General features: G+C 60.7%; 10 protein-coding genes. 4 read left to right on the forward strand and 6 right to left on the reverse strand.

From position 1 onward, the window contains the following. Positions 1-149: 149 nt before the first annotated feature. The gene (locus AC6I8P_RS02895) at positions 150-1994 is read right to left on the reverse strand and encodes an Ig-like domain-containing protein (RefSeq protein WP_498030950.1); all 1845 of its coding nucleotides are present in this window, start codon (positions 1992-1994) and stop codon (positions 150-152) included. Positions 1995-2395: 401 nt separating this feature from the next. Between AC6I8P_RS02895 and AC6I8P_RS02900 the strand changes: the two genes are divergently transcribed. Next, positions 2396-3718 carry an MFS transporter gene (locus AC6I8P_RS02900; protein ID WP_211725074.1) on the forward strand — a complete coding sequence of 441 codons (1323 nt, stop codon included), beginning with the start codon at positions 2396-2398 and terminating at the stop codon, positions 3716-3718. A gap of 550 nt (positions 3719-4268) precedes the next feature. On the opposite strand, the gene AC6I8P_RS02905 is transcribed toward AC6I8P_RS02900, so the two are convergent. Genes AC6I8P_RS02905 through AC6I8P_RS02925 form a run of 5 tightly spaced genes read right to left on the reverse strand, consistent with a single transcriptional unit; the run spans position 4269 to position 9478 of the window. Beyond that, complete coding sequence (locus AC6I8P_RS02905) at positions 4269-5231, reverse strand: Csu type fimbrial protein (RefSeq protein ID WP_059012047.1); 963 nt, start codon at positions 5229-5231, stop codon at positions 4269-4271. Further along, positions 5228-7660 (reverse strand): fimbria/pilus outer membrane usher protein, encoded by a 2433-nt coding sequence (locus AC6I8P_RS02910; protein WP_481657330.1) that lies wholly within the window; start codon positions 7658-7660, stop codon positions 5228-5230. The genes AC6I8P_RS02905 and AC6I8P_RS02910 overlap by 4 nt, the downstream gene beginning before the upstream one ends. Then, a complete protein-coding gene (locus AC6I8P_RS02915) occupies positions 7660-8358 on the reverse strand; it encodes a fimbrial biogenesis chaperone (RefSeq protein WP_481657331.1) in 699 nt (232 codons plus the stop codon). The genes AC6I8P_RS02910 and AC6I8P_RS02915 overlap by 1 nt, the downstream gene beginning before the upstream one ends. Positions 8359-8382: 24 nt before the next feature. Then, positions 8383-8886, reverse strand: a complete 504-nt coding sequence (locus tag AC6I8P_RS02920; protein ID WP_021509579.1) for a Csu type fimbrial protein — start codon at positions 8884-8886, stop codon at positions 8383-8385. 22 nt (positions 8887-8908) lie between these two features. Continuing rightward, a complete protein-coding gene (locus AC6I8P_RS02925) occupies positions 8909-9478 on the reverse strand; it encodes a spore coat protein U domain-containing protein (RefSeq protein WP_021509578.1) in 570 nt (189 codons plus the stop codon). 547 nt (positions 9479-10025) lie between these two features. Here AC6I8P_RS02925 and AC6I8P_RS02930 point away from each other — a divergent pair. From AC6I8P_RS02930 to AC6I8P_RS02940, 3 genes are all read left to right on the forward strand, one after another. Continuing rightward, the gene (locus AC6I8P_RS02930) at positions 10026-12125 is read left to right on the forward strand and encodes a putative bifunctional diguanylate cyclase/phosphodiesterase (RefSeq protein WP_481657332.1); all 2100 of its coding nucleotides are present in this window, start codon (positions 10026-10028) and stop codon (positions 12123-12125) included. Between the two features lie 162 nt (positions 12126-12287). Next, positions 12288-14378: a putative bifunctional diguanylate cyclase/phosphodiesterase gene (locus AC6I8P_RS02935; RefSeq protein ID WP_498030951.1), complete on the forward strand. Its 2091-nt coding sequence runs from the start codon at positions 12288-12290 to the stop codon at positions 14376-14378. A 292-nt stretch (positions 14379-14670) separates the two neighbouring features. Next, positions 14671-16101, forward strand: coding sequence for an aminotransferase-like domain-containing protein (locus AC6I8P_RS02940; RefSeq protein WP_498030952.1), 1431 nt, complete (start codon positions 14671-14673; stop codon positions 16099-16101). Positions 16102-16110: the final 9 nt, after the last annotated feature.

Here is a 16110-nt window from a genome sequence, read left to right on the forward strand (position 1 = left end):
CCGCTGCGCCTTGTTATAAAGTGCGCATTTTGTAATAGATGACGTAAAACGCTGTATGAGACCTGTCCCGAAGGGAGAAAAGTCCGAACGGGTGAAAAGCCGGGGAAAGAGGGCAGGGTGATGCCGTGCTAAGCGCACGGCATCGGGGGTTACACCAGTTGCAGTTGCACGCCGTCCTGCACCAGCAGTTCGGCGTCGCCGTGACTCCAGACGTGGTATTGCGTACCGGCGATGGTCAGGGTGCCGGTCTGCTGCGTCCAGCCATCAACCGCTTCGCCTACCGGCAGAATATCCTGCAGCTGCACGCTGTCGCCCGGCTTGCCTTTCACCAGCAGCTGGGTGCTGTCATCCTCAATGAACAGCCCTTTGCCACCTTCGCTCAGCAGCTGGTGGAGCGTCAGCGCGTCCGGCTGGGCTTCATCCTGCGCCTGCTGATCGAACGCGGCGTCCGGGCTGACGTCGAGCACGAATTTGCTGCTCCAGTTGCTCTTCATCTCACCGGTCGAGGCGCGCGCCTGATATTCCCACACGCCAGGCTGATGCAGATACGGCGAGGTGAAGCTCCATTTGCCGTCGGCATCGACCAGCACGCTGCCGGCGTGGCGCAGGCCTTCACCCTGCACGCCATATTCGATCTCAATCACCTGGCCCGGCGTGCCGCTGCCGTGCAGCGTTGGCGTGGTGTCATCGGTTGAGTCATGCTGATAAACCGGCCCCTGTAGCGGACCCGCGTTGTCCCAGGCGTAGTCGATGGTCGGTTCCAGCGGCGCGCCGGGGATCACCAGCAGCTCAAACTTATCGCTCCACGCGCTGGCTTTGCCATCGGCCACGCCGCGCGAGCGGAAACCCCATTCGCCAAAATAGGTGAGTTCGAAGCCGGCGAACTGCCAGTTGCCCTGCGCATCGACTGTCACGCTGCCCGCGCTGTGCCAGCCGCTGTTACTCAGGTTGTACTCAATCTCAACGATGCTGCCCGGCGCACCGCGACCTTCCAGCACCGGCGTTTTATCGTCGGTGGTGCCGCGATGGTACACCTGGCCGGTATGGGCGCCGGTATCGTCACGCGCACAGTCGATAGCCGGACGCAGATTTTCCAGCGCCGACATATTAAGGCTGAAATCAGGACGGTAGTCGTCTTTGCTGTTCTCGTAGGAAGCGTAGAAGGTGTAGATGCCGTCACCGCTGATCATCGCGCGTGACTGAATTACCCAGTCGCCGTTGGCATCGGTTTTAACGCTGCCTTTATAGCCGATGCCGCCGTGATCGTTCTGCGCGAACAGATAAACGATGCTGTTCGGCTCCGCGCGGCCCACGATCAGCGGCGAGAAGTCGTCGGTGGTGGAACCGCTGGCGAGCTGGCCCTGCACGGTGCCGACATCGTCAATCGCGTAGCTGATGGTCGGCGGCACCGGTCCGCTCTCAACCACAGTGATGTCAAAGTGGTCAGAAGGTTCGCTGACGCGGCCAAACTCGTCGGTGGCAGTGACGGTTAGCTGATGACCGCCCGCGCCCAGCAGCGGCTCCAGCGACCATTCGCCGCTTTTACTGGCCACGGTGCTGCCAATCAACCTGTCGTGATCGTACAGCCGCACCGTGCTGCCCGGCAGCGCATAGCCCTGCACTTTGGGCGTGGTGTCATCAATGGTGTGACCGCGCCCGACCGGGCCGGTTTCGCTGCCGACATCATCAAACAGTGCGGTGATTGCCGGTTTGTCCGGCACCGAGAGCGCGACATCGACAGAGAACGGATGCGGTTCGCCGCTGTTGCCGATTTGCGCCACCATGTCGTGGCTGCCTTCGCTCAGAGAGAACGGCGGCTGAAATGACCAGCTGCCGTCGGCGGCAATCGGCGTGCTGTAGCGGTGATCGTTGATAATGAATTCAATGATTTCACCGGCCTGCGCCGGCAGGCTGCCGCTCAGCAGCGGATAAGGTGTGCCCACTCGCAAGGTATTAATGGATGAAAAGGGGTCAAAGCTGAGAGGTGTTAGCATAAGTATTCTCCACCAAAATCATCAACGGCGTGATTACCGTTGCCTGCCCAGCATAACGGGGGAGGGGATGGCGCCATGTACCAGAATCGTCTCGTTTCTAAGACTGATCTTAATAAGTTCTGCTAATGAAAAAGGCATTAAAAAGAGCAGGATAAGGCTCATGATATTGCTTGCTGGGGTTTGATATCGCTGAATTTATACCACTGGTAAAGTCGATAGTCTGTGCTGCACCTGTCACCTGGAAAGCTCAGAATTATTAACTTTCCTCATAAGCTGATCGGACCGGCTGTGTTAATTATTTGTTACCTTTGTTTGTACTTTTGTAAAGTGCAATGGTGAACAGGATCACATCTATTCGCGCGCCGGCAGGCTAAAACAGGAGAAAAACCAGGAAGGACGATATGAGCTCAAGTCACGCTTTACAAAAGTCATCGCAGGGCGGTGCCAAAACCATCTTTAGCGTTACCAGCGGTAACTTCCTTGAGATGTACGATTTTATGGTGTTTGGCTACTACGCCACCGCCATTTCAAAAACCTTTTTCCCGGGCGACGATCCGTTTGCCTCGCTGATGCTGACGCTGATGACCTTTGGCGCCGGCTTCCTGATGCGTCCGCTCGGGGCGATTATACTGGGGGCCTACATTGACCATCACGGGCGGCGCAAAGGGCTGCTACTGACGCTCGGCCTGATGGCGCTCGGTACGCTGACTATCGCGCTGGTACCAGGCTACGCCACGCTGGGCGCGGCGGCACCGATTCTGATTCTGCTGGGTCGCCTGCTGCAGGGTTTCTCGGCAGGCGTGGAGCTGGGCGGCGTTTCGGTTTATCTGTCTGAAGTGGCTCCTAAAGGCCGCAAAGGCTTTTACGTCAGCTGGCAGTCGGGCAGCCAGCAGGTAGCGGTAATCTTTGCCGCGCTGCTGGGGCTGGGGCTTAATCATCTGCTGGCGAAGGACGCGGTGACCGAATGGGGCTGGCGTATTCCGTTTGTGGTCGGCTGTCTGATTGTGCCGTTCCTGTTCTGGATTCGCCGCATGCTGGAAGAGACCGAAGCCTTTAGCCAGCGTAAATCGCACCCGTCGATGGGCCAGATTGTGCGTTCAGTGGGACAGAACTGGGCGCTGGTGCTGGCCGGCATGCTGATGGTGGTCACCACCACGGTGATGTTCTACATGATCACCGCATTCACCCCGACCTTTGGTAAAACCGTGCTGATGATGAGTGACAAACAGAGCTTCCTCGTGACGCTGTTTGTCGGCATCTCGAACCTGTTCTGGCTGCCGGTGATGGGCGCGCTGTCGGACCGCGTTGGGCGGCGGCCGCTGCTGATTACCTTTACCGTGTTGATGATCCTGACGACCTGGCCGGTGCTGCACGGGCTGGTGGGATCGCCGACCTTCGCGCACCTGGTGGAAGCGGAGCTGTGGTTATCGTTCCTGTACGCCAGCTATAACGGCGCGATGGTGGTGTATCTGGCGGAGATCATGCCGGCTGAAGTGCGTGCTTCGGGCTTTTCGCTGGCCTACAGCCTGGCGACCGCTCTGTTTGGTGGTTTTACGCCGGCGATTTCGAGCTATCTGATTCATGCTACTGGCGATAAAGCGATGCCGGGCGTCTGGCTGTCGTTTGCCGCGGTGTGCGGCCTGGTGGGCACGCTGCTGATCGGCCGTATGGTGAAACAGTATCAGGCGCGGCACAGCGCAACGGTAGTGGGCGCGTCGCTGTAGTTAGAGTGCGCGCGCGCTGGACTCACCCTGACTTTCTCTCACTGGCCCTCACCCTAACCCTCTCCCGCACGCGGGAGAGGGAACCGCTCGGTGCGGTTTCGCAGACCTGTATTTCACCTTAACACTCGCTCGATCGGCCTCTTCTCCCGCTGGCCCTCACCCTAACCCTCTCCCGCACGCGGGAGAGGGAACCGTTCGGTGCGGTTTCACAGACCTGCGCTTCACCTCAACACCCGCGCGATCGGCCCCTTCTCCCGCACGCGGGAGAGGGAACCGCTCAGTGCGGTTTTGCAGACCTGCACTTCACCTCAACGCCCGCGCGATCAGCCCCTTCTCCCGCTGGCGGGAGAAGGCGGGGGATGAGGGTGCCAGCGAGCTCCTGCTCTGCCTGCAGGCCCTCACCCTAACCCTCTCCCGCATGCGGGAGAGGGAACCGTTCAGTGCGGTTTCACCAACCTGCGCTTCACCTCAACACCCGCGCGATCGGCCCCTTCTCCCGCTGGCGGGAGAAGGCGGGGAATGAGGGAATCAGCCACTCCTTACCCGCCCGCTAAAACGCCACATCCACCACCACGCTATCGCTGTAATTGCCCGCTGCGGGCGTATTCTGCGTAGTCAGAATCTGCGCCGTATAGGTAAAATTGCGCGTCACGGTATCCGCGTTGAGCGATGTCGAGGTCGCGCTGCTCCAGCGGTCGCTGCCGCTCGGGCCCCAGCGATTAGTGGTGGTGGTGCCTTTATAAATATCGTACGCCAGCCGGTTGGTGCCGCTCGCCATCTGGCGCGTGGTGCCGCTGAAATAGCTGCCATTACTCAGTCCCACCGTATACGTGCTGCCCTTTGAACACACCACGTTAATCGTCTGCTGCACAGTAGAAAAACTGCCGACCAGCGGCGCACTGCCGAAGCTGACGTTCGGCGCCGTAATCGTGGTGCAGTCGTTAGTGATCACCATATTCACGGTGATCGGCATCGCCGTCCCGCTGCTGCTCTGTACTGTGCCGACGCACACGCCGGCCACGTTCAACCCGGCGCACACGTTATAACTCACCGTCAGCGTGATGGTGGTGGTGTAACTGCCGGCGGCAATCACCTGGCCAGGCACGGTGCGGAAATAGAGTGGAATGACAAAATTGAGGCTGTTGCCGAGCGCCAGCAGCGCGGAAGAGTTCCAGCGATAGCTGCCGCCCTGGCGCAGTTCGGTGGCACAGGCACTGTCGATGCACAGCTGAATCGGCACGTTATCGGTGCCGCTGGCAGACGCCTTCATAGTGGCGCGCGTGCCGCTCAGGTAGTTGGCGGTGGTAAACGCATAGGCGACGTAATCGCTGCCCAGCAGGTTGAGTGTGCCGGTGCCGCAGTTAACGTTGGTGTTACTGGAGGTATTGACCGCCGTGGATTGCACGTAAAACGTGGTTTGCGTGCCAAAGCTGGCGCTGGGGGCCGAAAGCGAACAGAGCGCGTAGCTGCTGGCCGGCAGCAGCCACAGCAGCAAGAACAGAAATTTCCTCATGGCGAGATCCCTGACTGTGAGTTGTTGGCGGCATCCACGGTCGTACCGGGCGCGGCAGGCGGCAGCGGGCAGGTGAGTGGACCGTAAGTTTGCAGCGCTTTAGGCTGACCCTCAGCGATAGCCAGCGTGGTCTCGCACTGGCGGCCGTCCGGCGTCACCACGCGCATCGGGTTGCTGGCGCTGAGATCTTCCATCCACACGAGGCCGTCCCAGCCGACAGATTCAGTGGCGCGATCGCGGCGCAACACCTGGCTGGAGACCGGCAGCGGCTGGCCGTCGCTGTCGTGCAGGATCACGCTGGCGGCGCGCAGACGCTCCACCGGGAAATTCAGCAGATAGCCACTTTTGCGCTTCACCGCGAAGCGCTGCTCCACTCTCGGCGCGGTCATGTCAGCCGGCAGATCGAGGGTATCGATATCGTACTTCGCACCGTAGTAGCTGCTGATGGACGGCACCAGCAAATAGCCAGCGTCATCGGTGCGGCCCATCGTCTGGTTTTCGTAGCGCACCGTCACGTCCGGATAGCGGGTTTTCACCACCACAAAGGCATCGTTGATGTTGTTGGCGGCGAACACATGGTTGTCCATCAGCACCAGCGAGCCGGTGAAATCGGCCCATTGCGTGGTGTTGTCATCGTCGCCGTAAAAGCCGGCGGAAGTATCGATCTTGTTATTGCGATAGCGCAGGCTGCCCTGACGATAATCGCCGCTGTCGCCGCCCTGATGCGCCCATGACGCATCATAAGCAAAACCGCCGTCGCTCGGCATGGCGCGCGACACGTACAGGCGCTGATTGCTTTGTCCCTGCTGATCGCGCTCGACGCTGATCGATGCGCTGCTCTGTTCGCCAAACGGAATCACCAGCGAAATCGCGCCGCTCCAGTCGCCCTGTTGCTGGTCGCGGCTGGCGGAGATGTACAGACTGCTGTTGCCCCACAGGTTTTTACTCCACGATAAATTCCACAGGCGGGTGCGATCGCCGCTGCCGCCGGCGATGTCCAGATACGCCAGACCGAGGCTGCCGTACTGGCTGAGCGACAGGCTGGCGGTGTACTGCGCGCTGCGTCTGGCGAGCGAATAGCTGGTATTGGCGCTGTCGCCGCGGCTGCCGACCAGCGCCAGGTTGCCGAAATCCGCGCTGCGCAGCGTGTGCTGGGTGCCGAGGCTGAACCAGCTGTTGTTGTACTGGTAACCCCAGCTGTACTGGGTACCGGGCCTGCCGTCCAGCTGGCTCTGCGCCAGCGCGGCGTTGATGACGCCCAGACTGCCCAGCTTCACCAGTGCGCCGGCACCGCCCATCGCCACGTCACTGCTGCCTTCGGCGTGCGATTCCAGCGTCAGCCAGTCGCGCAGGCCGTAGCGATAGGAGCCGCTGGCCGCCGCCGCGCCGTAATCAAAGTTTTTGATGCCGTAATTCTCGCGAATCGCCCCGGCGGAGAAGGCGTAATCGGACAGGCCGGTTTTCAGCAGGCTGCTGGAGACGTAGAACGGCAGCGTCGTCGTCACCTGACGGCCGACCGCGTCGGTGGTGGTGATCACCGCATCGCCCGCCCCGTTAACGAATGGCACATTGGTCAGCGACCACGGTCCCGGCTGCACGCTGGCCTGTGCGCTGCGGTAACCATTGATAAACAGATCGACTGACGACGGCACCGCCGCCTGGCCGCTAAAGGCCGGCAGCGGGTAGGTGACCAGATCCGGCCGTACGCTGAAGTCACGCGCGATCTGCACGCCGCCAAGGCGCACGCTGTTGCTCCAGCCCAGCGCATCCGTAATCAAATCCCCGGCGCGCCAGCTCAGCGCGGCGTTCTCGTTCTCGTTGCTGTACCAGGTGTCGTAGCGAATATAACCCTGCTGCTGGCCGCGGGTATCGCCCGCAAGCTGCTGGATATAGACACCGTTGCTGGAGAACTGGCCGGCCGGGCCGAACAGGCGTAGCTCGTTCCAGCTGGAGAGGCGCGAACCGGCGTTGTCGGTGCGCGTAGCGTAGAAGTCGTAGTTGAGCAGCGCGCCGTTGCTGGCCTGGCCGGGATAGCGCGGACCGTTTTGCGGCTGACCAAGCGTCTGCTCTGGCAGCCAGGCGGGCGGTACCGTCAGCAGCAGGCGCTGACGGCGTTCATCGTATTCCACTTTAACCTCACCCAACTGACCGGGAGCGACCTGTTCGCCAGCCAGCTTCGCCGCCGGAATGCCGGCGCGCTGCAGATCGCCGCTGCGCAGCCAGAACTCACCGTCGCGCCGCTCTACCGGCACAATCTCGCCCCGTTCGCGCTGGTTCACCACCAGTTCCAGCATGTATTGCTGGCCGCTGGCGCTGTGGCTGACGGCAGGCGGCGGTGGCAGCTCAGAGAAAGTCTCTGCGCTGCTCAGCGGGGAAAAGCACAGCACGCTGGTCACCGCCAGCGCGCAGGGAGGCGGCGTCAGCTTCATCAGCGCGCGGCAGCGCTGCGCCAGTGATTTTTATTCACCTCGGCCGCGAGTTCACCGCTCACCGGGCTGTTCAGCGGCCAGCGGTGGCTGCTGTTAGCCAGCACATAGCCAAACAGGCCGTTGCCGAGCGCGCGACCGCCGACGGTGACGTTGCTCAGGCGCGCGTGGCCGTTGCCGCGATTGGTCAGCTCCAGCCAGCGTTTGCCGTCGCGGCTGACCTGACGCCAGCTGAGATCGGCTTTGGCGCTGTCGCGCGTCAGGCCATCGCCATAGACAAACAGCGGCACCGAATAGCGCATCTGAAACGTCAGCCCGGCCTGATTCTCGCCTGGCGAGCTCGGCGTCGGGATCTCATCCAGCACCACGCGATAGGCTTGCTCTACGCCTGCAGGCGGCGCGCTCTGGCGAATCAGGCGCACCAGCTGCTTCTGCCCCGGTTCCAGCCGCACCATCGGCGGGCTGGCGACCACCTGCTGCTGCGTTTGATACTGCTCCTGGCCGTCAATCTGCTGCCAGTTGAAGATGCGCACCTGCATGATGGTGGTGGCGTTACCGCGATTCTCCAGCCACAGTTCGCTGGCTTTTTCCTGTGGGTTGATGGCGGGATCGATCGGCCAGATCATCAGCGAGTTGGCAGCGAAGCTGGCGGGCGACAGGGCCAGAAGAAACCACAGAAGCAGGGCGCGCAGGCTCATCATCTTTCATCCTTTTTTATGCTGCCGTCACCAGCTCAGGGTGACGGTTAACGTATCGGTATAGGTCCCGGCGCGCGTCGGGCCGGGCAGGGTTAACAGGCCGTAAATCGGCAGCACGATGTTATTGGCGTTGCTGTAACTCAGCGCCACCGGCGAGTTAACCGGAATCGCCGTGGTGTGCGCTGCGTTGGTATACAGGCTGTAGGCCACGGTATCGGTGTTACTGGTGTGTTTGAGATTGCGGCTGCTGGTGTAATTGCTGCCGCCGTTGATGCTCATGCTGAGGGCGGTACCCGGCGTGCAGGCGAGGGTGAGGGTGGTGCTTTGCACGTAGCTGGCGCTGACGCTGCTGCTCGCCACGCCCGACTGGGTACCAAAATTCAGCGTGCCAAACACGCCGGTATTGGTACCGGAAATCACGCAGCCTGCCACCACTGACGCAGAGACCTGGAAGGTGGCCGTCGGCAAACTCCAGGCCGGGACGCTCCCTATCAGCAGGGCCAGGCTGCCAGCACGCAGCAGCCAGACCATCCTTCTTACCCCACCGCTGGCGTCAGTAATTCACCGCCACGTTAATGGTATCGGTGTAGGTACCGGCCGGAATAAGTGGGTTAAAGCCGCCGCCGACTACCCGACCGTAAATGGCATAGTTGGTGCCGAGCGTCGGATCGGTGGTGCCGCTGGCGGCAATGTTGGTGTTGTTGGCGATGGCGGTGGTAAACGCGGCGTCGCTGTACAGCGTGTAAGCAATGCCCTGCGTATTGTTGGAGCCGAGGATCAGGTAACGCGGCTGGCCGCTCACCGTACCGTAAATAGTGGCCGGTGCCGGATTACTGCTGGTGACCTGCACATTGAAGGTTTGCCCGGTGGTGCAGCGGACAAAAATGCCGTTCCCGGATGCGCCCACCAGGGTGGCGTTTAAGGTATCAAAGGTTGCAGCGCTGCTACCGAAGTTCAGGGTACCGAAGTTAACTCCGCTGGTGGCAGACTGACCGTTCACCAGACAGCCGGTGGTGAGCGTCAATGTGGCATTGATGGTTCCCGTTGTGGTGGCAGCAAAAACCGTTGCAGGGGCGAGCGCGGCGCTCAGGCTGGTAGCCAAAAGAAAAAGCTTGAGTTTCATAATCAATCCTTACTGATTATCCAAGGTCAGTGCTTTTTCGCCTGGTGATTTATTAATGAAACGAACCCGTAAATAACAAGACGCCGCGATCGGCAAACAAACTTAATGCCCTGTCACCTAAGAAAATTCTTAAAGGCTGAGTTAGTGATTTATATCAGTTTTATTTACTATAGAACACCCTTTTGCCGCTTGTACAACGCCCCGGAGAATTTTCGCTAATCAATTCTCCCTTTTCGCCGATAACGCAGTCATAACAAGGGCTGGCGGCCCGTTAAAAAAACCAAACGGCAAGTGTTTTCCCCCTCTACCGCGACTTCAGGTTCAATGCTATGTTCATGCATTAATCAGATATCATTACTTTTCCCGGCCGCGACAGACGATGAGAATAAAAAATAGCCGTGCAATACCTCCAGTTATTTATGGAGCTGTTTTTGTGTCGCCACAGCGCGGGTGGTCATTAGCTGCCTCTCATTGATGTTTTCACTTTTTCTGTTGTTAATTGACGATACCGCACCTGCGCTGCCGCGGGTTGAGTTGAGGAGCGCACATGTTGCTGGTTACCTGGGATAGCGTTCTGGTTGCCGTTTCGCTGATTGTGGCGTTTATCGCGGCGTTTACGGCGCTGGATACCGCCGGGCGCGTCGCCGTGTCGCGCGGCCTGCTGGCGAAGCTGTGGCTGGTGGCCGGCGGTACGGCGATGGGCATTGGCATCTGGGCGATGCACTTCATTGGCATGCTGGCGATGATGATGCCGATGACCATGCGCTATGACATTCCGCTCACCGCCTTCTCGCTGCTGCTGGCAATTCTCACCAGCATCTTCGCCTTTGCGCAGGGCCTGCAGGGCAGCCATCTGACGCGCCGCCGGCTGCTGCGTGGCACGGTGATCCTCGGCAGCGGCGTGGTTGCCATGCACTATCTCGGCATGCTGGCGCTGCTGATCGAACCCGCCATTCACTGGGATTTGCGCCTGGTGGCGTTGTCGGTACTGATTGCCTACGGCGCATCCGGTGCCGCGCTGTGGCTGGCATTCCATCTGCGCCATGGCGAGAGCCTGCTGCTGATGCGCGCCTGCGCGGCGCTGGCGATGGGGGTGGCGATTGCCGGCATGCACTACACCGGCATGGCGGCCGCGCAGTTCAGCGCGCCCGGCAGCATGCAGCACCACGGCATGGGACAGGAGGGGCTGGCGGTGTGGGTAACCATCATCACGCTCACCATTCTCGGTCTGACGCTGCTGATCTCGATGCTGGATGCCCAGCTGCGCGCGGCGCGTCTTGCCGCCCGGCTGCGGCGCGCCAACAGCGAGCTGCGCCAGCTGGCGCTGCACGATACTCTCACCGCACTGCCCAATCGCGTGATGCTCGACCAGCAGCTCAGCACGCAAATCAAACAGGCGACGCTGGATGACCAGCCCTTTGCCCTGATGTTTATGGATCTCGATGGCTTCAAAGCGGTGAACGATACCTGGGGGCATCACGTCGGCGATCGTTTGCTGGTTGCCGTGGCGGAACGGCTGCGCACCCAGCTGGAAGCGGACATTTTGCTGGCGCGCCTTGGCGGCGATGAGTTTGTCATGCTGTGTCCGCAGTACGCGGCAACCCAGGCTGAAGCGCTGGCGCAGCGGCTGGTGCACAGCATTGATGCACCGTTTGAGCTGGATCGTTACTCGCTGCGCGTCTCGCTCAGCATCGGCATCGTGATCTTCCCGCAGCATGGCCGCAGCCCGCAGGAGATGATGTTTAACGCTGACTCGGCCATGTATCACACCAAGCACAGCGGGCGTAACGGCTGGAGCCTGTTTGAGCCAGTGATGAGCGCGGTGGCGCAGCATCAGCTGGCGCTGGCCAACGATTTATGGAACGCGCTGGAGTGCCAGGAGATGCGCCTGTTCTACCAGCCGAAGTTTCGCGCAGGCGGGACCATTCTGATGGGTTTTGAGGCGTTACTGCGCTGGCAGCATCCGCGCCGCGGCTTGCTGATGCCGGATATGTTTCTGGCGCGCGCCGAGAAAACCGGCCAGATTGTGGCGCTCGGCAACTGGGTGATCAACGAAGCCTGCCGCCAGCTGCGACAGTGGCAGGACGAGGGCAACCGTGACTGGAGCGTCTCGGTTAACCTGTCCGCACTGCAGTTTCATCAGCGCGATCTGATCGACACGCTGCGCCAGACGCTGCAGCGCTATCAGCTGCCGGAAGGCGCGCTGATGCTGGAAATCACGGAAAACATCGCCATGCGCGACCCGCAGTTCAGCCAGCAGCGCATCGCCGAACTGCAGCGGCTTGGCGTCAAAGTGGCCATCGACAACTTCGGCATTGGCTACGCCAATCTGCTGCACCTCAAGCATCTTGAGGCCAGCGAGCTGAAAATTGATCGTGCCTTTATTAATAGCCTGCGTGCCGACAGCGAGGATGCAACCGTGGTAACCGCCATGCTGACGCTGGCGCAAAGCCTTAACCTGCGCATGGTAGCGGAGGGCGTGGAGACCGAAGAGCAGCAGCGCCTGCTGACCGGTCTCGGCTTTGACACGCTGCAGGGGTATCTGCTGGGCAAACCGACGCCGGCGGAGCGCATCGGCGAATTCACCACATCACCGCCAGTGACGGCGCTGTATCCTGATAACGTGCTGCCGCTCACCGGCGCCTGACCAGCAATTTTTGTTCTCCTTCACATCGGAAGCTTTCATCGTTCAGTGACTCATATCGGCAGCCGGTCTGCCGATAATTTCAATTATAAAACCAACATTTTCTTTTTCATTTCAACAACACCACAGCTGACTTAACACAGCTTTTTTATATGGGAAATCACTATGTTAGTGACTTCGTACGATGCGTTTACCGTTCTCGTTTCGATACTGGTAGCGATGCTGGCCTCGTTTACCGCGCTGGATATGGCGGGACGCGTCGCTTCCTCCACCGGCCGGGTGGCGCTGGTCTGGCTGCTGGGCGGCGGCTTCGCCATGGGCGTGGGCATCTGGGCCATGCACTTTATCGGCATGCTGTCGATGAGCCTGGATATGGTGATGAGCTACGATCCGCTGCTCACCGCCGCCTCAATGGTGGTGGCGATTCTTGCCTCCATCTTTGCCCTGTGGCTGGTGTGCTCGTCCGGCGACTTGCCGTGGCGACGACTGCTGGGCGGCGCGCTGGTACTGGGTTCCGGCGTGGTGGCGATGCACTACACCGGCATGGCGGCGCTGATGTTTGAGCCGGGCATCAGCTGGAACTGGGGCTGGATTGCGGTTTCGGTGCTGATTGCACTGGTGGCTTCCGGTGCCGCGCTGTGGCTGGCGTTCAACCTGCGCGAAGGGCATGGCCGCGTCACGCTACTGCGCGTCGGGGCGGCCGTGGTGATGGGCTGTGCCATTGCCGGTATGCACTATACCGGCATGGCGGCGGCGAACTTTCCGATGCACAGTCACGCCACGCATCACGGCGTGAACAGCGACTGGCTGGCGATGCTGGTCACGGTGGTGACGCTGGCGATCCTCGGCATTACGCTGCTGGTTTCGATGCTCGACGCACGTATGCAGGCACGCACCTCAATCCTCGCGCGCTCGCTGGCGGAGGCCAACCGTGAGCTGGCACAACTGGCGCTGCACGATAACCTGACGCGACTGCCGAACCGCATCCTGCTGGAGGATCGCCTCGAGCAGGCGATCAACAAGGCCAACCGCGAGCGCTCGCAGTTTGCGCTGATGTTTATGGATCTCGACGGTTTCAAAGCGGTCAACGATGCCTTTGGTCACCACGTCGGCGATAACCTGCTGATTGCAGTAACCGAACGCATGACCGACCAGATGAAAGGGCATTACACGCTGGCGCGACTGGGCGGTGATGAGTTCGTGCTGCTGATTGAGATCGGCGATCCCAACGATGCCGCAGCGGTGGCGGATGCGCTGGTAAAAGCCGTGGATCGCCCGTTTAGCGTGTCACGCTACGAGCTGATGGTGTCGCTGAGTATCGGCATCGCCGTTTATCCTGGTGATGGCAAGGACGAGCGCGAGCTGATGTTTAACGCCGACGCCGCGATGTATCACACCAAGAACAACGGCCGCAACGGCTACAACTTCTTCCAGCCGTCCATGAACACGCTGGCACAGTCGCAGCTACAGCTTAATAACGACCTGTGGCAGGCGCTGGATAGCAACGAGCTGCGTCTGTTCTATCAGCCTAAGTACTGCGCGCCGAGCGGGCCGATCATTGGCTTCGAAGCGCTGCTGCGCTGGCAGCACCCGACGCGCGGCCTGCTGACGCCGGACAAGTTTTTGCCGATTGCCGAGAAGACCGGCATGATCATTAATATCGGCAACTGGGTGATCAACGAGGCCTGCCGCCAGTTGCACATCTGGCACCAGCAGGGCCATCCGCACTGGTCGGTGGCGGTGAACCTCTCTGCCTTGCAGTTTGAGCAGTGCAACCTGGTCGACACCGTGACGCAGGCGCTGGAACAGCACCAGATCCCGGCAGAGCTGCTGACGCTGGAAGTCACCGAAACCACGGCGATGCGCGATCCGGAAGAGAGCGTGCGCATCCTCACCGAGCTGACCAGTATGGGGGTAAAAGCCTCGATTGATGACTTCGGCACCGGCTACTCCAGCCTGCTGTATCTCAAGCGCTTACCGGCCAGCGAGCTGAAAATCGACCGCGCTTTTGTTAACGAGCTGCAGGCGAAATCGGAAGATGCCACCATCGTCTCCACCATCGTCGCGCTGGCGCAGTCGCTGGATCTCAAAGTGGTGGCCGAAGGCGTGGAAACCCAGGATCAGCAGGCGTTCCTCACCGGGCTCGGCTGCGACACCCTGCAGGGCTTCCTGCTGGGCAAACCGCTGCCGCCAGAGCGCATCAGCGAGCTGCCGGACTTTGTGAAGGACAAACCCGCGGCGCTGACAGCGGAGTAGGGGCTGTTTTCTGCCGCCTGTAGCTCCTCTCTCTCGCGTGCGTGCTGCGTGTCTTTTCTCCCTCTCCCGCGTGCGCGCTGCGTGTCTTTTCTCCCTCACCCGCGTGCGGGAGAGGGCCGGGGTGAGGGCCAGACCGCACCCAACCCAACAAAAAGCCGCAGCATCCCCGACACCTTCGCTCAGCTTCCAGTCGTACGGTGCAACATCAGTTCTGAATGTCTCTGAGGACGCGATATCCTCTCCGAACCAATCCATGTAAACTGGCGCGCGACATTTCCGCAGCGGAGGCGCCATGGCCAAATACCAGCAGCTGGTAGATCAGCTACGTACGCAAATCGAAGCACGCATCTGGCCGCCGGGTGAAAAGCTGCCGTCGCTGCGCCAGCAGGCGGAGCAGAGCGGGTTAAGCCTGATGACGGTGATGCACGCTTACGAAGTGCTGGAGAGCCAGGGCTGGATTGTGTCGAAGCCGCAGTCGGGCTATTACGTGGCACCGCGCGCGGCGGAGAGCCGTCCGCGTTTGCCAACCCAGGCGATCGCTAAAACCGATCAGGCCGATACCAACAGCTTCGTGTTCGATGTGCTGCAGGCGACGCGCGATCCGGCCATCATGCCGTTTGGTTCTGCCTTCCCCGATCCGGAACTGTTTCCCCAGCGCCAGCTGATGCGCTCGCTGGTGAAGGTCTCGCACAATCTTAAACCCACCGATGCCCTGAATAATCTGCCGCCCGGTAATGAAGCGCTGCGAAAAATCCTCGCCCAGCGTTATGCGCAACAGGGCATTACGCTGTCGCCGGATGACATCGTTATTACCAACGGTGCGATGGAAGCGCTGAACCTCAGCCTGCAGGCGGTGACCGAACCGGGCGACTGGGTGGTGATCGAGAACCCTTCCTTCTATGGCGCGTTGCAGGCGATTGAACGGCTCAAGCTGAACGCGATAGCTATCGCCAGCGATGTGGAGCAGGGCATCGATCTTGATGAGCTGGAGCAGGCGCTGCAGCGCTGGCCGGTGAAAGCCTGCTGGCTGATGACCAACCGGCAGAATCCGCTCGGCTTCACGCTTAGCGCCGGGCGCAAACAGCAGCTGGTGGCACTGCTGACGCGTTATCAGGTGGCGATGATAGAGGACGACGTCTACAGCGACCTGTATCACGGCCACGATAAGCCGTTGCCGGCCAGAGCGTTCGATCGCGAGGGTTACGTGCTGCACTGCGGCAGCTTTTCGAAAAATCTGGTGGCGGGATTTCGCGTGGGCTGGGTCGCGGCGGGGCGCTACGCGCAGCGCGTGCAGCGTATTCAGATGATGAGTACGCTCTCGACCAGCGCGCCGATGCAGCTGGCGCTGGCGGATTTTCTCAGCACCCGCAGCTACGATACGCATCTGAAAAAGCTGCGTCAGACGCTGGCGAAGCGCAAACAGCTGGCACAGCAAGCGCTGCGCCGCGTGCTGCCCGCCGAGGCGCACATCAGCGATACGCCCGGAGGCTACTTTTTGTGGATTACCTTGCCGGAGCAGATCAACACCACGCAGCTGTATCATCTGGCGCTACAGCAGGGCATCAGTATTGCGCCGGGCCAGCTGTTTTCCAGTAGCGAGAGTTTTAGCCACTGCTTCCGCTTCAACACCGCCTGGCCGTGGGATGCACGCGCTGAGGCGGCGGTAGAGACGCTGGGAGCGTTGATTGGTCAGCTGGCGCAGAGTGTTGCGGTAAAGAAGTGAGTGGTTTTT

The organism is gamma proteobacterium symbiont of Lampromicra miyakona (genome assembly GCF_059730895.1).